Origin of the sequence: Streptomyces sp. NPDC050560, assembly GCF_044457285.1 — a bacterium.
GTDB lineage: Bacteria > Actinomycetota > Actinomycetes > Streptomycetales > Streptomycetaceae > Streptomyces.
Genome location: NZ_JBITGT010000007.1, coordinates 26,864 through 49,164, shown reverse-complemented (window position 1 = coordinate 49,164; position 22,301 = coordinate 26,864). Strand labels below are relative to the sequence as shown.

The window sequence follows — 22,301 nt, the reverse complement described above, 5'->3', positions numbered from 1 at the left end:
GACCACCAAGTGGACTGCGACCTGGTGCTCTCCCGGGCCGAGGTGGAATCCCTCCTCACCGTCTTGGGCAGAGACCTGGCAAGGCGGAGAGTGCCGCTCCAGGGGGTGCCGCAGTGAGCGCTCGGCCCGCCCCCACCACCGCCGCATTCCGGACAGGCGCCGCAGCGGCCTGGCTGGCGCGGGCGCACCGGCGCCCGGCCGAGGTGCACGAGGCGTGGACGCACCCCTATGGCGTCGCCGCGCTGCCCTGCGGAGTGCTGTATACCGCCGTGCGCCTGCCCGATCCGGTCGTGCGCGCCGCTCTCGGCACCGACGACCTCGACACCCTGCACGCCGCCCTCGCCGCGGCGCTGCACGGGCCGGTCTTCCGCGACCCCGCTGGCGCCCGCTACTACGCCCTCGTACCCCCCGGCACCACGGGGACCTGGCGGCTGCCGGACGTGGAGTGCCTGGGCCCCGAGTATTACCTCGGCGTGCCCAACCCCGCCGCCGTGCGCCCGTCGGGGATGAGCGGGTACTGGGCGGTGCCCATCGAGGGACCGGGGCACCTGTGCGACCCGGTGGCCGTCGAGGAGCTGGCGCGGCTCGGGCGGTCCCGGGCAGGGGACGGGGTGGTCCGCTGGTGCAACTGGCACCACGGCTACGCCCATGGCACCGAGCTGGTGCAGATCATCGAGCAGGGGTCGGCGTTCGGCGGCGGCCTGTACGCCTGCCCGGACTGCCGCACGGTGCACCACCTGACGCCCCTGGTCGGAGGTGAGTGAGGTGCCGCAGGACGAGCGCCGCCCCACCGCCGACTGGCTCGCCTCCGCCCACCTCCACCCCGCCGAAGTCCACCGGGCGTGGGAACGGCCGGGCGGCGTGGCCCCGCTGCCGTGCGGCGTGGTGTTCACCGCGGTGAGCCTGCCCGCGCTCATCGTGCACGCCGCCGCCGGAACCGCCGTCCCCCACACGGTGCGCGCCCGGCTCGGCGAGCGCCTGGGCGGCCCCGTCATCCACGACCCCGCGCACGCCCGCTACTACCCCCTCGTCCCTGCGGACACCGCCAAGTCCTGGCACCGCACGGTGGCGTACGTGCGGTGCCTGGAGCCCGAGCAGCACCTCGATGCGCCCGCGCCGAGCGCCACCCAGCTCTCCGGGCAGGTTCCGTACTGGGCGGTGGCGCCGGTGGAACCTGAGCGGCTATGCGACCCAGCGGCGGTGAAAGCACTGACCCGCCACGGCCAGCGGCGGGCCACCGCGAGCGGCATCGGCTGGTGCCACTGGCACCAGGGCTACGCGCACGGCACCGAACTGGTGACGGTCACCGGCACGTCCAGCCTCGACGCCGGGGGGCGCTGGGCCTGCCCGCCCTGCCGCAGGGCACACCACCTCGAACCCTTCTACGAGCAGCGGAACTGATCCACCCCCAGCTCCCGCGTGGTGCCTGTCAGCCTCGTCACCGCGCGGGTGGGCGGCCCGTGCCGCCCCGGCCCCGGCCCCCGCACTCGCTCTGCGGGCCGGGGCCACCCCAACCACCTGAGGAAGGACGCGCATGCCCGCCACCCCTGACGAGCCTGATGAGGCCACGCCCGAGGACAGGGAGCTGATCAGCCTGGCGCTCGACCTCGGAGCTGCTGCCGCGATGGCCCGGGACGAGAACCTGCCGCCCGCGATGCGCGAGGCCGCCGCCGCGTACCAGGAGGAGTTGACCGACGAGGCGAAGCGTCGCACCGGCGGCGCCTGATCCTCAGCTCCCGTGCGGCCGGCGACCCCCACGGGGCCGCGCGGGCGGGGCGGCCACAGGAGTGCCGCCCCCGCGGCCCCGGCCGTCACCGTGCTCTGGCGGCCGGGGCCCATCGACTGCCGTCCCCGGCCACTGCCCGGCCGGGGACGGCTCCGCTGTCACACCCCCGCCGTACCGTGGAGGGCAGTCCGTATCCACGCTGCTGGCGCTCGTGCAGGACCACCCCGGGGCCGGGCTTCCACCACGGAAGCCCGGCCCTTTCGTGTGCTCGTTGCCGTGCTCACGCAGGTGCGGGATGATGGGGTTCTGCGCAGGTCAATCCCGGTGCGGGGGAGGCGGTTTGCGTGAGCGGTGCGTGAACGGGCGTCCCGGAGTGGCCCGGAATTCCCGGTGTGAGCCGGAGTGAGTGAAACCCCCGCACCCGGCCCACCAGGGCATTCGGAGTAGGCCAGAGTGGGCCGGAGCAGAACCTATCGACTTTTAATCCATTGGTTGTGGGTTCGAGTCCCACACGGCCTACGAACAGGACCCAGGTCAGCGGGGGCGCTGCCTGGGTCTTCGGCTGTCCTCCACGGACGCCGCCCCGGCCTACTGCTCGTCAGCCTCGCTGGCGAGCTGGGCGGCAAGGGCGTTGAACGCGGTGACGTACTGGTTGGCCATGCGTAGTGTGCTTGTCTCGGGCGTGACGTTGTACGTCTGCGCGACGTCGGTGGTGCCGAGGGCGAGGATGCCGACCGCCGTGGACACGGCCGCCGCGCGTTCGAGGAGGGTGTGGACACGTCTGTCTGTTGCCGTGATCGCTCCTTCGTCATCGCGCGAACCGTGCCGGGGCGGGCCGTGCCACGGTGGTCGGAGTCACCTCACCAGGCGCCGCTCTCTCCTCGCTGCCGCGGATCTTTCGTCTCCGGTCGGCCGGGAGGTCAGAAGATGGCCAGGGGGTTCACCGGGATGCCCGTGGCGCCGGTGACGGGGATCGGGGCCAGGGTGAAGAGGAAGGCGGCGCGGGCGAGTTCGGTGGCGGTGGTGGCCAGCAGGTCGGTCTCCGTGCCGTCGATCAGCGGCATACCCAGCCTCGCCAGGGCGATCCCGTGCAGCGGCATCGGGCCCGTGGCGCCCGGCAGCGGGGGCGGGTCGCCGACGTCGCCCGCGTAGAGGGAGACCTCGCGGTCGGCCAGCCACCGTACGGCGTCGAGCGTCATCACAGGCGGCGGCTCCTCGGGGATGCCACGCACCGGCCGCCCGCCCCGTACCACCAGGGCGTCGCCCGACTCCACGCGCACGCCGGCCCGCGCCTCCGCCGCGTCGAGGTCGTGCCCCATCACGAGGTGGCCGGGCGGGAGCCGGTCGCCCGGTGCCAGGTCGAGCAGGACGCCCCGGGTGGCGAGGCCGTCCGCGAACGCGCCGGTGGAGCCGTGCGCCACGCCGCCACGCGCCACCGCGTCGGAGAGCGGGACGCCCGGGTACACCTGGCCGTTCACGGGCACGTGGGCGAGCGCGTCGATGTGGGTGAGGCCGGCGTGGTGGGTGTTGACCACCAGGACGTCGGAGAGGGCGCGGGCGGGCGAGCCGGTGAAGCTCAGCATCTGGAGCACGGCGGCGGGCGCGGGGCCCGGCGCGAACGGTATCGGGCCGCCGAGCGGCACCGGGGTCACCCGGCGCGCCAGCGACACCACCCGGCCCTCGCGTGCCTCCTCCACGCCGCGGGCGCGTGCCTTGTCGGTGATGTGGTTGAGGGTGCCGCGCTCGTCCTCGGGGCCCCAGCGCCCCCAGTTGCTCGGCGGGGTCAGTTCCATGGGGCCTCCTGGAGCGGATTTTCCTGGTGTGGGTTCTTCTGGCATGGGGTCTCCCGGTGGGTGCGGTGGTGGGTTGTGGGGGGGGAGTGCGTTGTGGGTTGTGGTGGAGTGCCTGGGGGAGGGGGTCAGGCGGCCGAGTGGGTGGTGGCCACGTGGTCGCGGATGTGGGCCAGGGCCCGCGCGTCGAGATGGCGGCCCGCGCGGACGACCCCGCTGACGGCGTGCAGATGGCGCACGTCGGCCAACGGGTCGGCGTCGAGCAGGACGAGATCGGCCGCCCTGCCCTCGGCGACGCTGCCCAAGCGGTCCTCGACGCCGAGGAACCGGGCGCCGAGCAGCGTGGTCATCTGGAGCACCCGCAGCGGCGAGAGCCCGGCCCCGGCCAGCTCGTCGAACTCCCGGTGCAGCGCGGCCCCCGGCACCTCCCAGCCCGCGCCGCACGCGTCGCTGCCCGCCAGCATCGGCACCCCCGCCTCGTCGAAGACGCGCACGAGCCGCAGTTGCAGCTCGTAGACGGCGCGGTGCACCGCGCGCTCCTCCGGGGGCCTGGCGGCGTACGTGTCCGCGGCGCACCGCCAGGTGTCGAGGGCGCCGGGCGCCATGTAGCGGTGGTCGGGGTCGTCGCGGTACTCGGGGGCGTCCGCGAACTGGGTGGTGTGGGCGCGCACCAGCGTCGGGCACTGCCAGGTCTCGGTGGCGGCGAGGAGGGCGGCGAGGTCGCGGGCCCGCGCCTCGTCGAAGGTCTCGGTCGCGCGGCGCAACAGCGCGACGTCGCCGTCGCCGCGGCCCAGCAACGGGTTGGTGACCAGGGAGCGCAGATGGGCGATCATCCGTGCGTCGAGCTGGGGCACGGGGCGGGCAGCGGCGGCGGCGAGCTGGCGCTCCACGGCCGTACGGATGCCGGCCTCGTCGGTGCAGCAGGCGGCGAGCAGCGCGATACCGGGGCCCAGGTGCTCGACGCAGCGCAGGCCCCCGCGGGCCGCCGCGCGGATGTCGACCCCGGCGGGGAGGTGGCCGAGCAGCGGGATGCCGAGCCGGTTCGCCTCGGTGAGGGCCGCCGTGAACACCGCGGGGGTGGTGTCGCCGACCTTGATGAAGTCGGCGCCCTGCGCGTGCTGCGCCCGTACCGTCGCGGTCACCGTCTCCTCGTCGCGGGCGTTGAGCGGGGTGCGCAGCGGTACGCCGGGGATGGCGAGGGGCGCCGGGCCGTCCGCCGGGGCCGGGAGCGTGCCGGCCCGGCGGGCGGCAAGCAGCTCCGGGGAGCCGGCCATCTGCCGGAAGCCGGTGATGCCGTGGGCCAGCATCAGCGCGAGGGTGCCCGAGGGGTCGCCGTCGCCGAGCGGGTGGGCGTGCATGTCCAGATAGCCGGGGACCAGGAACCTGCCGCGCCCTGGCACCACCGTCACGCCGTCCGACGCGGGCGGCGCGGGGGCCGTGGGAGTGACGCGGGTGATGGTGCCGTCGGCGGTGTGGACGTCCTGGTGCGGGTGCGGGGTGCCGTCGTGGGTGTCGACGACCGTGATGTCGTGCAGGAGCAAGGGGCCTGGATGGGGCATGGGCGGGGCTTCCTGTGCGTGGGTGCGGTGGAGGGGAGTGGGTGGGCGTGTGTGGGGCTTGGGGTTTGGGGCGTGAGGTGGTCAGAAGGTGTCGAGGTCGCGGGCGAAGTGGACGGGGCCCTTGAAGTGGGCGGCGATGGCGCGCCGTGCGTCGGGGATGGCGGGGTCGGCCACGCCGATGTGCGTCAGTACGAGGGCCCGTACGCCCGCCCGGCGTGCGAGGAGGCCGACCGCGTCGGGGGTGAGGTGCTCGCGCTCGAAGTGGCGCTTCATGAACGCGGCGGCGGCGGGCCCCGCGGCGTGCAGCGCCGGGGGCACCCGGGAGGCGTCGTTGACCTCGCTGACCAGCAGGTCGGCGCCGCTCGCCAGTTGCTCCACGCGCTCGCTCGGGCCGGTGTCGCCGGTGTAGGCGATGCTGCGGTCCGGGGTGTCGAAGCGGTAGGAGAGGGACTGGAAGCGGGCGGAGTGGTCGCTGCCGGGCGGGAAGTCGTAGTGCGTGTTCACGGCGGCCGTGACCCGGACGCCGACCACGCTGAACGTGCTGCCCTCCGTGACCTCGGTGGCGGTCACGGACGCGAGCGGGTCGGGGCCCTGGGTGAGACCGGGGGGTACCGAGGCCCTTCCCAGGTCCGCGAGGTGGCCGAGGGCCGCCTTCAGCCGGTCGACCAGCTCGGCGGTCCCGGGCGGGCCGTAGACCGCGAGGGGTCCTCCGGTACGGGGCTGGAGGCGGCGGCCGAGCAGGGCGAAGAGGCCGCCGGTGTGGTCGATGTGGAGATGGCTGAGCACGATCACCCGGACGTCGGCCAGCGCCACGCCCGCGCCCGCGAGCCGGTCGACGGCGCCTTCTCCCGCGTCCACGAGGAGCGCGTGGCCCGGGCGGTGCAGGAGGTTCGCGGGCTGCGAGCGCGCGGCGCGCGGGGTGGGGCCTGCGGCGGTGCCGAGGGTGGTCCAGGAGAGGGCGTGGGCGGCGGGTGCAGCGGGGGGCGTGGAGGCTTCGGGTGCCGGGGGTGCGGTTGGGTTCGGGTGCGGGGCCGGGGGCGGTGTGGGGTCGGTGGTCATACGGTGTCACGTCCCGGGGCGGGGGTGCGCCCTTGGCGGCGTAGGCGGGGGGTGCGGGGCGTGGGGGTGGGGGCGTGATCGGGGGTGGTGCGCGGGTCGGGGGTGGCGGTCGGTGCGGGGGCGGTCTGGGGTGGGGCGGCTTGGGCGGCGGAGGTGCGGGTGGTGGTGGCCGCGGGTGAGCCGAAGAGGCGGGGGTGGAGGCGGGGGCCGAACGCCGTGACCACCACTACGATCAGGGCGCCCACGATCACGTTCGCGGAGCCGACGCCCGCGGTGACGAGTATCTCCGTGAGGACGAACGCGCCCATGATCAGGGAGCCCTTGGCGACCAGCAGCCAGCCGGTGTGCAGTGCGGGGCCGGTCGGGCGGCCTGCGCGGCGGGCCACGTACTGGATCACGGCGAGCAGGCTCCGTACCACCAGGACGGTGATCACGAGCCGGAGCAGGCTCTGCACCGGGGACTCGCCGGAGTGCCAGGCCCACAGGACGCCGATGCCGAGGCCGGCGATCAGGTACCAGGCGCGCAGAGGGAGCGTGCGGCGCGGTTTGCCCGCGGCGGGGGCCGTGGCGGCTGCGGGGGTGGGGGAAGGGGTCGCGGGGGGCTCGGGTGAGGGCATCGGGGCCTGCCGTTTCGGCTCGACTGCGTAACCGGACATGTGATGTCCGCTTGGCAGAGCCAGCGTAGCAGCAAGTGGACACCGCATGTCCATTTCCTGTGAAGGGATCTATCCTCGACGCATGACCGACCCCGCAAGAGCGCCCCTGAGGGCGGACGCCCGGCGCAATCGCGAGCGCATCCTGGCCGCTGCCGCGGAGGTGTTCGCCACCCGTGGCCTCGCCGCGACGCTCCACGACGTGGCGGCGCACGCGGGGGTGGGGGTGGGCACCGTCTACCGGCGGTTCCCCGACAAGCGGGCGCTGATAGCGGCGCTCTTCGACACCAAGATCGAGGAACTGGTGTCGACGGCCGAGCGGGCCGCCGCGATCGAGGACCCCTGGCAGGCGCTCACCGCGCTGCTGCGCGATCTCACGCTGCACGCGTCGTCGGACAGCGGTCTTCGGCAGGTGCTCGGGAACGAGGCGCCGGGGCCCGACAAGTTCGTGGCGGCGCGGCGGCGGCTCGCGGTGGTCGCCTCGCGGCTGCTGGTACGGGCGAAGGAGGCGGGGGTGGTGCGGGCGGATCTGGAGTACGTGGATCTGGCGATGCTGTGGCGGATGCTGACGCATGTGGCGGAGCAGACGCGGGGGGTGCGGGGGGATGCGTGGGAGCGGTATCTGGAGATCGTGCTTGAGGGGATACGGGGGCGGGAGGGGCAGCGGGGGCTGGGAGTGGTGGTGCTTGGGGCGGGGGAGGTGCCGCTGGTTCTGGGCGGTTCGTAGGGGTGGGGGGGCTTACGGGGCCTGGCGGGGAGGGCAGCTTCGAGAGCGCATCGGTTTCTTTTTGTGGGCGAGGGCTTACGGAGCCTGGTGGAGAGCGTGGCTTCGAGAGCGCACCGGTGCGTCCACCCGTGCCGCCCTGCGGCACGATTGCCCGCCAAAGGCGGTGGGGCTGCGCCCGCTCAAGGGGGCGGGCCGCGCCCGCGCATGGGGCCAGAGGGTGCGCATCGGGCCGGGGGTGCGGGCTTCGCCCGCTGAGGGGCGTTCTGGGCTTCGAGCGTGGATGGGGCCGCGCCCCACGCCCCCTCACCCGTTCAGAACCCCGCCGCAAGCGGCCCCGTTGCGGCGGAGGCACCGTGGTGGGGGCCATATGTTTCGGTGCTGGTCGGTGAGGAGGCGGTTGTGGTGGTGTGGGCGGAAGCCGCATGGGTGGGGTGGCCGGGATGGGGCTGAGTATTCGGAACCAGATTCCCGGCACCGTCACCTCCGTCACCACGGGAGCCGTGATGGCGGTGGTGAAGGTCAGGCTGGCCGGGGGCCAGGAGGTCACGGCGGCCGTGACGGGGGAGGGCGCGGCGGAACTCGGTCTTGCCGCGGGGTCCGCGGTGCGGGTGCTGGTGAAGGCCACCGAGGTCGCCCTCGCCACCGGGCCCCTGGAGGGGATCAGCATCCGCAACCAGTTGCCTGGCACCGTCACCGCGCTGGCCGAGGGCGGGGCCATGGCCTCGGTCGGGGTGGCCGTGGAGGGGGCCGCGCTCACCGCCGTGATCACCCTCGACGCGGCCCGCGACCTCGGTCTCGCGGTCGGCGTCCCGGTGGTGGCGCTGGTGAAGTCGACGGAGGTGTCGCTGGCGGAAGGGTGAGGGAGCCCCCGGGTGGGCCCGGGGTTCAACAGGCGGGTGGTCCCACAGGCGGCCGACTCACGGGCCGGGCCCCGGGCCCCGCAGGCCCCCGATTCCACACAGCCCCGCCCCCGGGCCCAGATCCCCCGGACCCCACACAGCCCCGGCCCCGGGCTCCAGCACCCCGGACCCGACAACTCCCCCGAGCCTGGGCCACCGGCCCCACGCAGCCCCACCCCCGGCCCAGCACTCCGAACCCCACAAATCTTCGAGCCTGAGCCACCGGCCCACGCAGCCCCACCCCGCCCCCAGCACCCCGAACCCCACAAATCCCCCCGAGCCCGACCCACCGGCCCCACACAGCCCCCCAGGCCCCCAAGTCCCACGCACCCCCACCCCCCGGAGGGAACCCGCCCCTCAAACAGACCGACTCCCCCGATCACGGACCCAGGACCTCCGGGTCAATAAGCGATCACGAAACACTCCCTCCACAGAACCCGGGGCACGGGCGTTCTAGACTTGCCCACTCATGCCGGTATGCATGGCTGCTTGAAAGCCCAAAAGCCGCAAAGCCCAAACCGTTCCGCCAGCCCGAGGGGTGTTCGGCGCCGTGATAACCATCGAAGAAGTCAGCAAGCGGTATCCGGACGGCACCGTCGCCGTCGACCGCCTGTCGCTCGACATACCCGACCGCTCGATCACCGTCCTTGTGGGACCGTCCGGCTGTGGGAAGACCACCACGCTCCGCATGATCAACCGGATGATCGAGCCCAGCGCGGGCCGCATCCTGCTGGACGGCAAGGACCTCCAGCAGCAGCCGGTGAACGCGCTCCGCAGATCGATGGGGTACGTGATCCAGAACGCGGGGCTCTTCCAGCACCGTACCGTCGTCGACAACATAGCCACCGTGCCCCGGCTGCTCGGCTGGTCGCGGCAGCGGGCCAGGGACAGGGCCGCGGAGCTGATGGCGCGCGTCGGGCTCGACCCGGCCATGGCCAAGCGCTACCCGTATCAGCTCTCCGGCGGCCAGCAGCAGCGCGTCGGGGTGGCGAGGGCGCTCGCCGCCGACCCGCCGGTGCTGCTGATGGACGAGCCGTTCTCCGCCGTCGACCCGGTGGTGCGCCGCGGCCTCCAGGAGGAGCTGCTGCGCATCCAGGGCGAGCTGGGCAAGGCCATCGTCTTCGTGACGCACGACATCGACGAGGCCATCCGCATCGGCGACCGCGTCGCGGTGCTGCGCACCGGCGGCAGGCTCGCCCAGTTCGCGCCGCCCGACGAACTGCTCTCCGCGCCCGCCGACGACTTCGTCGCGGACTTCCTCGGCGCCGACCGCGGCATACGCGGCCTCTCCTTCTTCTCCACCACGGGGCTCAACCTGGACTCCACGCCCGTGGTCGCCGAGGACGCCACCACCAAGCAGGTCGCCGCGCGCGTGCGCCCCGACGTGCCGTACGTGCTGGTCACCGACGTGGACGGGAAGCCGCTCGGCTGGGCGGAGCCGGCCGGGTGGACCGAGGGCGAGAAGACGCTGCTGCCGCCGGGGCAGACCTTCGAGTTCGGGCGCGACTCGCTCAGGGTCGCCCTCGACTGTGCGGTGCTCTCGCCGACCGGCTGGGCGATCGGCGTGGACCGCACCGGCAGCGTCGTCGGCGTGGCGTCCCAGGAGACCGTCGCCACCGCGATCCGCGCCGCGCACGCGGAGCGCGACCTCGGCGGCGGTGGTGGCGGGCCCGTCGACGGGCCCCCGTTCGCCAAGGCGGGAGTCGGGAAGTGAACGGCTTCTTCGACATGCCGAGCGACCTCCAGCACAGCTATCTGGGCCTCATCGGATGGCATCTGGAGGAGGCGCTGATCCCGGTGCTCGTCGGACTCGTGGTGGCGCTGCCGGTCAGCCAGCTCTGTGTGCGCTTCCGCTGGCTGTACCCGCCGGTGCTGTGGGTCACCACCGTGCTGTACGCGGTGCCGTCGCTCGCGCTGTTCGTCGTGCTCATCGACTACACCGGGCAGAGCGAGATCACCGTGATGATCCCGCTGGCCCTGTACAGCCTGGTGGTGCTGGTGCCGGCGATCGTGGACGGGGTGCGCTCCGTGCCCGAGGAGACCAAGGCGGCGGCGATCGCCATGGGCATCGGGCCGATGCGCCGCTACCTCACGGTGGAACTGCCCATCGCGGTGCCCGCGGTCATCGCGGGCCTGCGGGTGGCGACCGTGTCCAGCATCAGCCTCGTCAGCGTCGGCACCCTCATCGGCAACCAGGGGGCGCTCGGCAACCTGCTGGCCGACGCGATGTTCTACCACCGGCCGATCCTGGCCTGGAGCAGCGTCATCACCACGGCCGTCCTCGCGGTGCTCGCGGACGCGCTGCTCGTACTGCTGCGCAAGCTGCTGACCCCGTGGCAGCCGAGGAGCGCCCGCGCCGCGGCCCGCGCCGCGCGCGCCGCCGCCAAGGAACCCGAGCCCATGACCGCCGCGGCGGCGGGGGAGCGTGCGCTGTGAACATCCTCGACTTCATCAGGCAGTTCTTCAGCGACTCCGCCCACTGGCACGGCTACGACGGCATCCCCTCGCGGGTCGTCCAGCACCTCGGCTACTCGGGCGCCGCGCTCGGTATCGCCGCCGCGATCGGCCTGCCCGTCGGCCTGGTCACCGGGCACACGGGGCGCGGCGGCAACGTGCTCGCGTTCGTGGCGACCGCGGCCCGCGCGCTGCCCAGCTTCGGCCTGCTCGTGCTGATGTTCGTACTGATCGGGCTGAGCACCATCCCGGTGATGATCCCGCTGGTGGTGCTGGCGATCCCACCGATCCTCGTGACCACGTACGAGGCGGTGCGCAGCGTCGACCCGGCGCCGGTGGACGCGGCCAGGGGCATGGGCATGGAGCCCGCGAAGATCCTCTTCCAGGTGGAGCTTCCGGTGGCGCTGCCGCTCATCCTCAGCGGCCTCAGGTCGGCGGCCATCCAGATCGTGTCGACGGCGACCATCGCGGCGTACGTGAGCCTCGGCGGCGTGGGACGGTACATCGTCGACGGGCTCTACCAGCGCAACTACGAGAAGGTCGTGGGCGGCGCCACCCTCACCGCGGTGCTCGCGCTGCTGGTGCTCGTGCTGTTCTGGGCGGTGGCGCGCCAGGCGGTGTCGCCAGGGGTGCGGGGCGACCGCCGCTAGGGAGCGTCTTCAAAAGACCCGGGGCCTCGGCAGTCGGCAGTGCGAGGCCCCTCGGGGACCCTGCGCGCACGGTCACCGCGTGCGCAGGGCCTCCGAGGGGCCTTCGTCACCCGCCCGCGCGGGCGAGGGCGTACTCCAGCACCACGAGCAGCGCGTCCCGTACGGAGCCGCGCTCGCGCGCGTCGAAGACGGTCAGCGGGATCTGCTCGCGGACGTCGAGCGCCCAGCGGACCTCGTTGAGGTCGTGTTCGAGCACGCCGTCGAAGGTGTTGACGGCCACCGCGAACGGGATGTCCCGGTGCTCGAAGTAGTCCACCGCCGCGTAGCAGTCGTCCAGGCGGCGGGTGTCCACGATGACGAGGCCGCCGAGCGCGCCCTCCACCAGGTCGTCCCACATGAAGCCGAAGCGCTCCTGGCCCGGCGTGCCGAACAGGTAGAGCTTCAGCGTGGGGTCGAGGGTGACACAGCCGAAGTCCATGGCCACGGTGGTGGTGGTCTTGGTCGGGGTGTGCGAGAGGTCGTCGACCCCGGCGGCCACCGAGGTGATGGACGCCTCGGTGGTGAGTGGCTCTATCTCTGATATGGACGCCACGGTCGTCGTCTTGCCGACGCCGAAGCCGCCCGCGATCACCATCTTGACCGGCAGCGGTGGCCGGTCGGGCGCCTCGCGGGGCTCGTCCTCCGGTACGGGGTAGCCCCGGGTGTCAGCTGTCACGGACGAGGCCCCGTGAGTCGGGAACGGCGCGGAGACCATCGATAACCCTTCGAAGTACGGAGACGTCCCGGGCGCTCTCCGCTCCCGGGATGTAGAGGGTCAGCTGTCCGTCGGCGCGCAGATCGTCGGCCAGTACCCGTATCACATTGAGATGCAGCCTCAGCTTCGCGGCGACCTCCGCGAGGGACTGGGGCGTGCGGCAGGCACCCACGATGTCGCGGTGCTCGAAGGCGAAGGAGTCGAGCGCTGCGAGCCCGTCCTCGGTCGCCACCACCTGGGTTTCCACGGGGATCGGGCGCACCAGGCCCGCACCGCCTGCCACCCTCCCCGAGGTCAGCAGGAACGGCCGCACGGCCGAGGCGGGCGCCACCGAGGCGTCCTCCCCGCCCGCCCGGTTGCCCTGCGGCCCGCCGGCTCCGGCTCCTTCGCCCCGGGACCCGCCCGGGGTCCCGAAGCCGCCGTCGCCGAAGCCCCCGGGACCGTTCCCTGGGCGCTCGTAGGGTCCGTGGTCGAAGACCCCGTCGTCGTAGGGGCCGCCGGGTTCGTAGGGGCCGCCGTCGCGGTCGTACGGGCCGTGGCCGAAGCCCTCGTGTCCGTACGGGCCGCCGTGGGCGTCCCCTCCGAAGGGCTCGTGGTCGCGGTCGTACCCCTCGCCGTGCCCCGGTGCGCCGTGCTCGGGCCCCGCGTGATCGTGGCCGAATCCCGGGTGTCCCGCGCCGAAGGCGCCGGCCGACCGTCCGAACCCGTTGCCGTCGCCGAAACCGGCGCCCTCCCCGAAGCCGGTGCCGCCGCCGAATCCCGCGCCCGAGCCGAAGCCGGGGCCCTGTCCGAAACCGCTCCCAGGTCCGCCGGCGCCCACGGCGGGGGGCCCGCCGTCGTGCCGCGCGGCCCCGCGCGGCCCTGACTCACCCGGTGCCATCACGACCTCCCCTCGTCACCGCGTCGCGTCCGTCGGCTCTCGCCGCGCCGGTCATTCCGCGATCGCCCTGCCGACCGTGTTCTTCAGCTCCATCACGAGCTGGGGGCTGAGCGCGGAGCCCGCGCGGTTGGCGAAGAGCGTCATCTCGTACGCGATGTTGCCGAGCTTGGCCTCCTTGGAGGCGACCACGCCGAGTACCGCGCCCGCGCCGATCGCGGAGACGAGCAGATGGCCGTGCTCCAGGTCGATGATGACCTTGTTGAGCCCGCCGAGGCCGTAGTTGCCGGAGGCGCCCATGGCGAGGCTGGTGAGCCCCGACACGATGGCCGCGAGGCGCTCCGAGTCCGCGTGGGGGCTCAGCCGGGACACCGCGATCAGCAGGCCGTCGGAGGACACGCCGATCGCGTCCACCACGCCCGCCGTCTCCGTGGCGAACCTGTTGAGCAGCCAGTTGAAGTCGTGCGCCGCGGCCCGCAGGTCGTGCGGTCCGGGCGGCGGTCCTGAGGGGTTGCCATTTGCCCACGTGGTCACTGGTTCACACCTTCCGAGGATGAGTCCGAGGATGAGGACGAGGGCGGGAACGGCCGCATGTTCGGCCCGTTCCGTTGCGGATTCGTTGCCTGGGACGGCCGGTTCGCCTGTGATGGGTGGTCCGGGGGCGGCTGGCGTCGCGGGAGCGACGGAGGAGGCGTCGCCGCCTGCCCCGTGCCACCGGGATGGCCCGCCTGGTCCCGTACCGCCCAGCGCGGCTCCGCTCCGACGCTGTCCCGCCTGGCCCGTTCCACCGCTGCCTCGAAGTCGTCGATTTCGGAGCGCGTCGCCTCGGCGTCCGCGGGCCGCCACACGGACGGCCTTTGGTGCCTCGGCTCCGGGCTGAGCATGCTGGACGCGTTGGTCGCCGCCAGCGTCGCGCCGCGCACCCTGCGCTTCAGCGGCCGGGGCGCGTCCCGGCCGTCCGACGCGGGGCGCTGCGGCGCACCGCCGCCCTGCTGCGGCGCGCCCGCGGGGCGGGTGCCGGGACCGCCCCGGGGGCGCTCCTGGGCGTACGGGGGCCTGGAGTGCTGCTCGGCGGCCGGTGTGCGGCGCGGCAGCGCCGGGGGGCGCTCGCCGTGGCCCCGGTACCGCTCGGGCTCGGGCCCGGCTCCCTGGTGCCCGCCGGGACCCTGGTGGCCGCCGAAGCCCTGGTGCCCGCCCGGGCCCTGCGGCGCCGCGGTGCCCTGGTGTCCGCCGGGGTCGGTGCCCTGGTATCCCCCGCCGGGGCCCTGGTGCGCGGCCGCGGCGTTCTGCTGCGCCCACTGCGGCACCCGCGGGCCCGCCGGGGCCTCGGGGGCGCGCGGCTCGTCGTCCTGGCCCCACTGCGGCTGCTGCGGGCGCTGCGGCCCGCTCTCGTGTCCGCCGTGGTACGCGGGGGCGGGGGGCGCCAGGGGCGGCGGGGCCGGGGCGGCCGCGACCGCGGGCCGGCTCGGGGCCGTGATCGGCTCGGTGGCGGGCCCCATGGGCAGCAGGTGGTCGGAGGGGATCTCCACCGCGGCGGTGACGCCGCCGCCCGGGGTACGGGTCAGCGTGACGGTGATGCCCCAGCGGCGGGAGAGCACGCCGACCACGAAGAGGCCCAGCACCTTGGTCGGCACCAGGTCGAGCCGCTCGCGGCGCACCAGCCGCGCGTTCTCCTCGTTCAGCCGCTCCGGGTTCATGCCCAGGCCGTGGTCGACGATCTCGATGACCGCGCCGCGGCCGCCGGGCACGGCGAGCAGCCGTACCTCGACGCGGCTGCTCGCGGGCGAGAACGTGACCGCGTTCTCCAGCAGTTCTGCCAGCATCAGGGTGAGGTCGCCGACCATGTCGGGCGCGAGGGTGACGTCGCCGTCGGCGCTCGGGACTACCCGCTGGTAGCCCTCGATCCTGCCGAGCGCGGCGCGCACCGTGGTGCTCAGCCGCGAGGGGCTGGCGTCGAGCCCGGCCTCCCTGATCCCGGCGAGCAGCATCAGGCTGTCCGCGTTGCGCTGGAGGCGTACCGCGATGTGGTCGATCCGGTAGAGGCGTTCCAGGACGGCCGCGTCGGTCTCGCCGCGCTCGACGGCGTCGATCAGGGCGAGCTGGCGGGCGGTCAGGTTGCTGACCCTGCGGCCGACGTTGCCGAACATCTCCGCGATGTTGCGGCGGCTGAGCACCTGGCGTTCGAGGAGCGCGGTCGCGGTCTCCTGCACCTGGTTGAACGCCTCGGCCAGTTCGCCGATCTCGTCGTGCACCGGGATCGGCACGGCGGGCAGCCGGGGCGGCCCGGTGTCCTGCGCCTCGTCGTCGGTGATGCGCGCCAGCTCCTTGCCGGTGGCGTCGGCGACCCCGCGGGCGGCGCCGGTCAGCCGCCGTACCGCGCGCAGCACGGAGCGGCGGGCGAGCACCGAGAACAGCAGCCAGACGGCGAAGGCGAGCAGCGCCACGCCGACGAGCTGTCCCGCCTGCCACCAGGCCGTGTGGGAGGCGTCCTCGGTGCTGTCGGCTATCTGCCCGATCAGCGACTGGGCGATCTTCAGCCGGCTCGCGGCCTGCCGCTCGTACGTGGGCGCGTCGCGCAGGGATTCCTCAAGACCCGCGCGCACCTGCGCCGGGCCCTCGGAGACCTGGTTGCCGGGGTCGATGCTGAGCGAGGCGTAGAACCGCTGGACGTTGCCCGCGTCCGCGCCGTGCTCGATCCTGGACAGCTCGTAGGACTGGCTCGGCGTCGCGTACTTGGTGAACCGCGCCGCCTGGAGCGTGTACTGCTCGAACTGGCCGACCGCGATGGTGAACTCGTTGAGCGCGTTGGGGTCGCCGGTCGACGCGGCGAACACGCTGGTCTCGAACGACGCGTGCGCGATGTCGGCGCGCAGCAGCGCGTCGAGCTGCGCGGGGACCGAGCCGCCCGCGGCGCCGCCCGGCTGGTTCTCCAGGTCGAGCCCGTCGATGAGGGCGTCCACGATCCGGGAGTAGGCGGGGTCGAGGTTGTCGGCGGGCATCGGCCCGTCGGCGACCCCGTCGCGGAGCGTGTCGAGCGACCCGATCTCGCGTATCGCGTCGTTCTCGCCCGGCGGCAGCCGGTCGCCGAAGGCGTCGCGGACCGCCTGCACCTGCTTGGTGACGGCCCGTTGGGCGGCGGTGAACGCGGTCGTGTCGGGGCGCTCGTTCGACGGGAGCACGGCGCCTGAGTCGGTCGTGCCCGCCGCCTCGTAGTGCAGCGAGACGAGCACGGCCTGCCGGTGCTCGGCCTGTACGTCGTCGATGAGCCTGGCCACCTGGACGCTGTCCCGGGTCAGCCGCGCGGTGTCGCCCGCGGTGCGGGCGCTGGATATCTGGTTGTTGACGCCGTATCCGAGCAGGCCGGCGACGACGAGCACCGGCACCACGACCAGCACGTTGACCTTGCGCCGGAACGGCCAGCGGTCGAGAAACGCGCCCGCCCGTTTGAGCCCCTGTGGCTGGGGTTCATCCGCGGGCGGCGCGTCTTTGCGCGGCGGGTCCTTCCTGTGCGCTGGCACCAAGCCTCCTCGACTGGACTGTGCTTCGTACTGCGGGCGTGACCGTGCGTGGTGCGTTCCGTGCGGGTGGTGCGGTGGTGCGCAGTGCGGTGCGGGTGGTGCGGGTGGTGCGGGGCGCCGGGGTGGCGGTGCCCGGGTGGTGCGCGTGCGCCTGGCTCCGGCGTACGCCGGGCGTGCGAGACGCATTCTGGTCTGCCTTGCGCCATCGGTGTAGTCGATGTGACAGACCCGACTCGGACAATAGGCGTGTCGGCAGTGACACTTAGCAAAAAAGGTGCAGTCCGCGGGTAGCGGTGCCCCCTCGGGGGTGGTGCTGGCTCGCGGGATCGAGTCCGCCGCCCGGCGCGCCCCCGGTCCGAAGCATGCCATCGGAACGCGGCGGTGACGCACGCGGGGCGCATGATTACGGAACGGATACGAGGCCGCGGACGCCGTTGTCCGGTTGGCAGACCCTAGCGGCAGACCCGGGGTGAGGGCGGCTTTTTGGTAGGCAACAGCGGGAATTCCGCCTGAACCAGCTTGTGTTGATCGCAAGGCGCGCCGGGATCTCTCACACGGGGAAGTGGATCGATCCCGGACGGTAACAGGAACAGCCTTGACTCCTCCTTCCGCCACTGGTTTGGATCGACCACCAGTGCTGCGCCGCACCACCGTGCGGCGCCGCGCACCGGTGCAGTGCCGCACCACCGTGCCTGAGACCACCGCCTCTGAGTCTGGATTGGATCGTGACCGGAACCATGAGTACCAACAAGCGCGTCCTCGCGGCCGCCGTCGTCCTGATGGCGACCCTCGCGGGGTGCGGCTCCGGGGACTCCGGGGGCGACGGCTCCTCGGACCCACTGAAGGACGACACCGCCGACAAGGGCACGGTGGTGGTCGGCTCCAACAACTTCCCCGAGAGCATCCTGCTCGGCGACATCTACGGGGAGGCGCTGAAGGCCAAGGGCCTCAAGGTCGAGTACAAGCCGAACATCGGCAGCCGCGAGACCACGTACGGCCTGATCAAGAGCGGTTCGCTGACGGTGATGCCGGAGTACAACGGCTCCCTGCTCGCGTACCTGGACGCGAAGGCCACGCCCAAGACCGAGGACGAGACCAACCAGGGGGTCAAGGACAAGCTCGACCCCAAGCTGACGCTCCTCGACGCCTCGCCGGCGCAGGACAAGGACTCGCTCACGCTCAACGCCGAGACCGCAAAGAAGCTCAACTTGACCGCCCAGTCGACGGTCGGCGACCTCAAGGACGCCGCCTCCGGCCTGGTGATCGGCGGCTCGCCCGAGTTCCAGACCAGGCAGCAGGGCCTCAAGGGCCTTGAGTCGGTGTACGGGCTGAAGTTCAAGACCTTCAAGGCGCTGGACGCGGGCGGCCCGCTGACCGTGGCCGCCCTCAAGGACAACAAGATCCAGGTCGGTGACGTCTTCACCACCGACGCCAGCATCAAGACCAACAAGTTCGTCGTCCTCCAGGACGACAAGAGCCTCTTCGGCTTCGCGAACGTCGTACCGCTCGCCTACAAGTCGGGGCTCAGCCAGAAGGGCGTCGACGCGCTCGACGCGGTCTCCGCCAAGCTCACCACGGAGGAGTTGCAGGGCCTGCTCGCCGACGTGCAGAACGAGCGCAAGGACCCGCTCGAAGTGGCGAGCGGCTGGCTGAAGGACAAGGGGCTGTCCTGACCCTCCCCTTACCTTCCCCGGTGGGAGCGGTCCGCGCACCGCTCCCACCGGGGGCTTCCTGCCCCGGCGCCACCGCGGCCGCGGGGGACGAGTCCCGCCCCGCGCGGCCGGTCGTTTCCACCGGCCCCGCACACGCGGGTCCCGTACCCCAGGAGGCACGGAATGTCGCTCGACCTCGGCTACGACACCCCGGTGGTCCTGGACGGCCGCACGCTCGACGCCGAGCGGGTCGCCCGACTCGCCGACGGCCGCGCGCAGCCGCTCGTGGACCCGGCCGCGCTCACCGTCGCGGAACGCGGGCGCGGCCTCGCCAGGCGGCTGACCGGCCGCGTGTACGGCAGGAGCACCGGCGTCGGCGCCAACCGCGGCATGGAGGTCACCGACCTCGACCCCGCCGCGCACGACCTGCGGCTGCTGCGCAGCCACGCGGGCGGCATCGGCGCCCCGCTGCCCGCGCGCCAGATCCGGGCGATGCTCGCGGTACGGGCCAACCAACTGCTCGCGGGCGGCTCGGGACTGCGCCCCGCGGTGGTGCTCGCGCTCGCGGAGGCGCTGCGGGCGGGCGTCCACCCCCGGGTGAACGAGTACGGCGGCATCGGCACCGGCGACCTGACCGCCCTCGCCCAGACCGGCCTCACCCTCATCGGCAGGGAGCCGTGGCTCGGCGACGACCAGTACGCGGCGGGACGCCACCCGGACGAGGCGGCAGGGACGGCCCCCGAGCGCCCGGCACCCACCGCTCGCCCCGAGCCGGACGGGGGGCGCGGAGCGGGGCCCGTGAGGGGCGCGGGCGCGGAGACGGGTACGGGTGCGGTCGGCGGTACGGGCGCCGGTGGTGGTGCCGGGCGGGTGGCGCCGGGGGTCGGTGGCGGCGAGCGCGGGGCCCCGCCCGGCGGTGCGTCCGGCGGTGGGCCCGGTGGTGGGCTCGGGGCGTGGGAGCCGGGAGCGGTGGCGCCGGGCGGCGGGCGGCGCAGGCCCCGGGTCCCCTCGGGGCGCGCGCCCGCCGCGCTCGTACTGGAGCCGGGCGACGCGCTCGCGCTGCTCAGCAGCAACGCCCTGACGCTCGGCCAGAGCGCCCTGTTCTGCTACGACCTCGGTGTCCTGCTGCGCGCCGCGCACACCGTGGCCGCCCTCGCGCTGGCCGCCGTCGGCGGGTCCTACGAGGCGTACGCGGCCCCGGTGCACCAGGCGAGGCCGCACCCCGGCTCCGTCCACGCCGCCGCCGAGATCCGCCGGCTGCTCGACGCCCCCGAGCGCCCCGCGCCGCCCGCCGGGCGCGTCCAGGACCCGTTCGCCTTCCGCTGCTTCCCCCAACTGCACGGCCCCGCACTCGAAGCGCGCGCCGCGCTGGAGCGCACCCTCGCCGTCGACCTCAACGCCGCCGCCGAGAACCCCCTGATCAGCGCGGAGGGCCCGGAGGGCACCGCCACCGCCTACCACCACGGGGGCTTCTACGAGGCGCCGCTCGCGCTCGCCCTCGACCAGCTCTGCCTTGCGCTGCTCCAGACCGCGCGCGGTTCCGCCGCACGCCTCCTCGCGCTCGGCCGCGCCGACCTGACGGGTCTGCACCACTTCCTCGCGGACGGCGCCCCTGCCGCCTCCGGGGTGATGATCCTGGAGCACAGCGCCCACGCCGCCCTCGCCGAGGTTCAGGCGTGCGCCACCCCCGCCTCCCTCACCCACGCGGTGGTGGCGCAGGGCGTCGAGGAGATGGCGAGCTTCGCCACCCAGGCCGCCCGCAAGGCCCTGCGCGCGCTGGACGCGTACCGCCTGGTGCTGGGCTGCGAGCTGCTGTGCGCGGTACGGGCGCTGCGGCAGCGCGGCGGCGGGCTCCCGGCGTCCGCGCCCGCCGCCTCCGCCTACCGCGCGGCGGCCTCGGCCCTCGACCCGGACATGTCCGACCGCCCCCTCACCGCGGACGCGGCGACCGCGGCCGGGATGCTGGAGGAGCTGGCCGCGTACTGACCCGCGCCGCGTGCGCGCAGCGCCGAGCCGTCGGGCGGCCTCCCGCGCGGCGGGCAACGCCTCGCCCGGCGAGTCCGGCCTGCCCGACCGAACCGGACCCCGGGGCCCGCGCGGGCCGCCGGAGCCGGGGACACCGGGGCCGGAGGGCCACCGGCGCCCGGTGCCCGACGTGCGGACCCCGGTGCCGATGGGCCAGGCCGAGGCCGCGCCCACGGATGCTCGGCACCGGGAGTCCGTCCCCGGCGCGGCGGGCAGACATGACCACCGGCCGGGCCGACCGGGGGGCACCGTGCCGAGGGCAGGGAATGGCAGGACCCCCCGCCGCGCCGGCGCCGTTGGTCCGACGCGGGTCGGACCACCCAGTCCAGCGCCGCCCGCCCCGCCCCGGGAGCGTGCGCGGCGCACCAGCATGTGCGTCTTGTTCACACGGGGTGTGAACGCGCGCGCCCGCCGCCCGTCGCCCCCCGCGCGCCCCACCCGCCGCACGCGTACGGCGCCCCGCGCGCCGCCCGTTCACCGTTTCGGACCAGCGGGGCCACGTGCGGCGCAACAGATCCTGCGGCGTGCCCGTCCGCGGGCGAGGCTGCGGGGAGCGCCAAGGGGAGCGCCCCCCGGGTGCTTCAAGCGGAGCCCAGGTGCTTCAAGCGGAGCCCGGGTGCTTCAAGCGGAGGTGGAGAGCGATGAGTCCAGTGCGGCGGCGGACACGCCGGGTGCGCACGGCGGTCTGTGTGCTGCTTGGGCCGCTGCTGATGGCCCTGACGGCCTCGTGCGGCATGGTCGGCGGCGGCCACGCCATGGCCCAGGCGAGACCGGACGACGGCGGCTTCAACCACCCGGGGGTCCTCCTCAGCAAGGACCAGCTCGACACCGTCAGGGACCGTGTCGACGACGGCAAGCAGCCCTGGCTGCGCGCCTACCTCACCATGCGCGACAGCAAGTACGGCGCCCTCGACTACCGCGCGAACCCCTTCACCACCGTGCAGTGCCCCCCGGACACCAGGCCGGGGCACGGCTGTGTCGAGGAGCGCGAGGACGCCGTGGCCGCGTACACCCAGGCGCTCCTGTGGTACATCACGCGCGAGAAGGCGCACGCCGCCAAGGCCGAGGAGATCATGGACGCCTGGTCGGCGCGGGTGCGCAGGCACACCGACGGCAACGCGGGCCTCCAGGCCGCCTGGTCGGGCTCCACCTGGGCGCGCGCGGCCGAGATCGTGCGGCACACCGGGGCCGGCTGGCCCCGCGCGCGCGTCGACCGCTTCGCCGCCATGCTCCGTACCGCCTACCAGCCCGAGGTCACCAAGCCGGTGCCGGACTACAACGGCAACTGGGACCTCGCCATGACCGACGCGGCCGTCGGGATCGCTGTCTTCCTCGACGACCACGACGCGTTCGACCGCGCACTCGACCGCTTCCGCGCGCGCGTGCCCGCGTACTTCTACCTCTCCTCGGACGGGAAGCTCCCCAAGACGGTGCCCGGCAGCTCCTCGCGCACCCCCGACGAGATCAGGAAGTACTGGTTCGGCCAGGACACCTTCACCGACGGCCTCGCACAGGAGTCCTGCCGCAACTTCATGCACGTCGGCTACTCGCTCGCCGCCACGGGACACATCGCCGAGACCGCCTGGCACCAGGGCGTCGACCTCTACTCCGGCGTCAAGGACAGGCTCGCCGCCGCCCTGGAGTTCCACGCCCGCTACCAGCTCGGCGCGAAGGCGCCCGCCCGGCTGTGCGGCGGCAAGGTGGAGCGCACCATGGGCCCGGACGTCGAGGTCCCGCTGAACCATCTCAAGAACCGGGCCGGGGTCTCGCTGCCCGAGACGGAGAAGCTGGCCGCGAAGACCCGCCCCGAGGGCACCGACGACCTCTTCGTCGCCTGGGAGACCCTCACCCACGACGACAACCCCGGGGCGTGACACCCCGCCGCCACCCACGGGCCCGCCTCCGCCGCGGCCCACCGCAACCCGTCGAAATCCGGTGGACACGGCCCCGGCGCCGCA

20 protein-coding genes are annotated in these 22,301 nt (G+C 74.0%); 11 read left to right on the top strand and 9 right to left on the bottom strand.

All coding sequences use genetic code 11. The annotated features are described in order from the left end of the window. Positions 1-113 precede the first annotated feature (113 nt). From ACIBIW_RS17130 to ACIBIW_RS17120, 3 genes are all read left to right on the top strand, one after another. Positions 114-764: a hypothetical protein gene (locus tag ACIBIW_RS17130; RefSeq protein ID WP_399336818.1), complete on the top strand. Its 651-nt coding sequence runs from the start codon at positions 114-116 to the stop codon at positions 762-764. Between the two features lies 1 nt (position 765). After that, positions 766-1,401 carry a hypothetical protein gene (locus ACIBIW_RS17125; RefSeq protein WP_399336816.1) on the top strand — a complete coding sequence of 212 codons (636 nt, stop codon included), beginning with the start codon at positions 766-768 and terminating at the stop codon, positions 1,399-1,401. Positions 1,402-1,534: 133 nt separating this feature from the next. Then, positions 1,535-1,726, top strand: a complete 192-nt coding sequence (locus tag ACIBIW_RS17120) for a hypothetical protein (RefSeq protein WP_399336814.1) — start codon at positions 1,535-1,537, stop codon at positions 1,724-1,726. A 588-nt stretch (positions 1,727-2,314) separates the two neighbouring features. On the opposite strand, the gene ACIBIW_RS17115 is transcribed toward ACIBIW_RS17120, so the two are convergent. The 5 genes from ACIBIW_RS17115 to ACIBIW_RS17095 all read right to left on the bottom strand — a co-directional run bounded on the left by ACIBIW_RS17115 (position 2,315) and on the right by ACIBIW_RS17095 (position 6,790). Then, positions 2,315-2,473, bottom strand: a complete 159-nt coding sequence (locus tag ACIBIW_RS17115) for a hypothetical protein (RefSeq protein ID WP_399336812.1) — start codon at positions 2,471-2,473, stop codon at positions 2,315-2,317. A gap of 173 nt (positions 2,474-2,646) precedes the next feature. After that, entirely contained in the window at positions 2,647-3,519 is an 873-nt protein-coding gene (locus ACIBIW_RS17110) for a cyclase family protein (RefSeq protein WP_399336810.1), read from the bottom strand. A 125-nt stretch (positions 3,520-3,644) separates the two neighbouring features. Next, positions 3,645-5,075: an amidohydrolase family protein gene (locus ACIBIW_RS17105; RefSeq protein ID WP_399336808.1), complete on the bottom strand. Its 1,431-nt coding sequence runs from the start codon at positions 5,073-5,075 to the stop codon at positions 3,645-3,647. An 81-nt stretch (positions 5,076-5,156) separates the two neighbouring features. Next, positions 5,157-6,134 (bottom strand): MBL fold metallo-hydrolase, encoded by a 978-nt coding sequence (locus tag ACIBIW_RS17100; RefSeq protein ID WP_399336806.1) that lies wholly within the window; start codon positions 6,132-6,134, stop codon positions 5,157-5,159. Beyond that, on the bottom strand, positions 6,131-6,790 hold the full coding sequence (locus tag ACIBIW_RS17095) for a hypothetical protein (RefSeq protein WP_399336804.1): 660 nt from the start codon (positions 6,788-6,790) through the stop codon (positions 6,131-6,133). The genes ACIBIW_RS17100 and ACIBIW_RS17095 overlap by 4 nt, the downstream gene beginning before the upstream one ends. 82 nt (positions 6,791-6,872) lie before the next feature. Here ACIBIW_RS17095 and ACIBIW_RS17090 point away from each other — a divergent pair, with 82 nt between their 5' ends. From ACIBIW_RS17090 to ACIBIW_RS17070, 5 genes are all read left to right on the top strand, one after another. Continuing rightward, complete coding sequence (locus ACIBIW_RS17090; protein WP_399336802.1) at positions 6,873-7,514, top strand: TetR/AcrR family transcriptional regulator; 642 nt, start codon at positions 6,873-6,875, stop codon at positions 7,512-7,514. 440 nt (positions 7,515-7,954) lie between these two features. After that, positions 7,955-8,374 (top strand): molybdopterin-binding protein, encoded by a 420-nt coding sequence (locus tag ACIBIW_RS17085; protein WP_399336800.1) that lies wholly within the window; start codon positions 7,955-7,957, stop codon positions 8,372-8,374. A gap of 589 nt (positions 8,375-8,963) precedes the next feature. Beyond that, entirely contained in the window at positions 8,964-10,127 is a 1,164-nt protein-coding gene (locus ACIBIW_RS17080) for an ABC transporter ATP-binding protein (RefSeq protein ID WP_399336798.1), read from the top strand. Beyond that, a complete protein-coding gene (locus ACIBIW_RS17075) occupies positions 10,124-10,849 on the top strand; it encodes an ABC transporter permease (RefSeq protein ID WP_399336796.1) in 726 nt (241 codons plus the stop codon). Before ACIBIW_RS17080 ends, ACIBIW_RS17075 begins: the two co-directional genes overlap by 4 nt. Next, on the top strand, positions 10,846-11,517 hold the full coding sequence (locus ACIBIW_RS17070; RefSeq protein ID WP_399336794.1) for an ABC transporter permease: 672 nt from the start codon (positions 10,846-10,848) through the stop codon (positions 11,515-11,517). The genes ACIBIW_RS17075 and ACIBIW_RS17070 overlap by 4 nt, the downstream gene beginning before the upstream one ends. A 106-nt stretch (positions 11,518-11,623) precedes the next feature. Here ACIBIW_RS17070 and ACIBIW_RS17065 read toward each other — a convergent pair whose 3' ends face one another. The 4 genes from ACIBIW_RS17065 to ACIBIW_RS17050 form a co-directional block, all read right to left on the bottom strand. Beyond that, positions 11,624-12,151 (bottom strand): GTP-binding protein, encoded by a 528-nt coding sequence (locus ACIBIW_RS17065; RefSeq protein ID WP_399337603.1) that lies wholly within the window; start codon positions 12,149-12,151, stop codon positions 11,624-11,626. Positions 12,152-12,221: 70 nt separating this feature from the next. Then, positions 12,222-12,602: a DUF742 domain-containing protein gene (locus ACIBIW_RS17060; protein WP_399337601.1), complete on the bottom strand. Its 381-nt coding sequence runs from the start codon at positions 12,600-12,602 to the stop codon at positions 12,222-12,224. 600 nt (positions 12,603-13,202) lie between these two features. Then, positions 13,203-13,682, bottom strand: a complete 480-nt coding sequence (locus tag ACIBIW_RS17055; RefSeq protein ID WP_399336792.1) for a roadblock/LC7 domain-containing protein — start codon at positions 13,680-13,682, stop codon at positions 13,203-13,205. Then, positions 13,679-16,666 (bottom strand): ATP-binding protein, encoded by a 2,988-nt coding sequence (locus ACIBIW_RS17050; protein WP_399336790.1) that lies wholly within the window; start codon positions 16,664-16,666, stop codon positions 13,679-13,681. Before ACIBIW_RS17050 ends, ACIBIW_RS17055 begins: the two co-directional genes overlap by 4 nt. Before the next feature lie 737 nt (positions 16,667-17,403). Between ACIBIW_RS17050 and ACIBIW_RS17045 the strand changes: the two genes are divergently transcribed. From ACIBIW_RS17045 to ACIBIW_RS17035, 3 genes are all read left to right on the top strand, one after another. Further along, on the top strand, positions 17,404-18,339 hold the full coding sequence (locus ACIBIW_RS17045; RefSeq protein WP_399336788.1) for an ABC transporter substrate-binding protein: 936 nt from the start codon (positions 17,404-17,406) through the stop codon (positions 18,337-18,339). A gap of 162 nt (positions 18,340-18,501) precedes the next feature. Further along, on the top strand, positions 18,502-20,304 hold the full coding sequence (locus ACIBIW_RS17040; protein ID WP_399336786.1) for an aromatic amino acid lyase: 1,803 nt from the start codon (positions 18,502-18,504) through the stop codon (positions 20,302-20,304). Between the two features lie 680 nt (positions 20,305-20,984). Beyond that, positions 20,985-22,217 (top strand): alginate lyase family protein, encoded by a 1,233-nt coding sequence (locus tag ACIBIW_RS17035; RefSeq protein ID WP_399336784.1) that lies wholly within the window; start codon positions 20,985-20,987, stop codon positions 22,215-22,217. Positions 22,218-22,301: the final 84 nt, after the last annotated feature.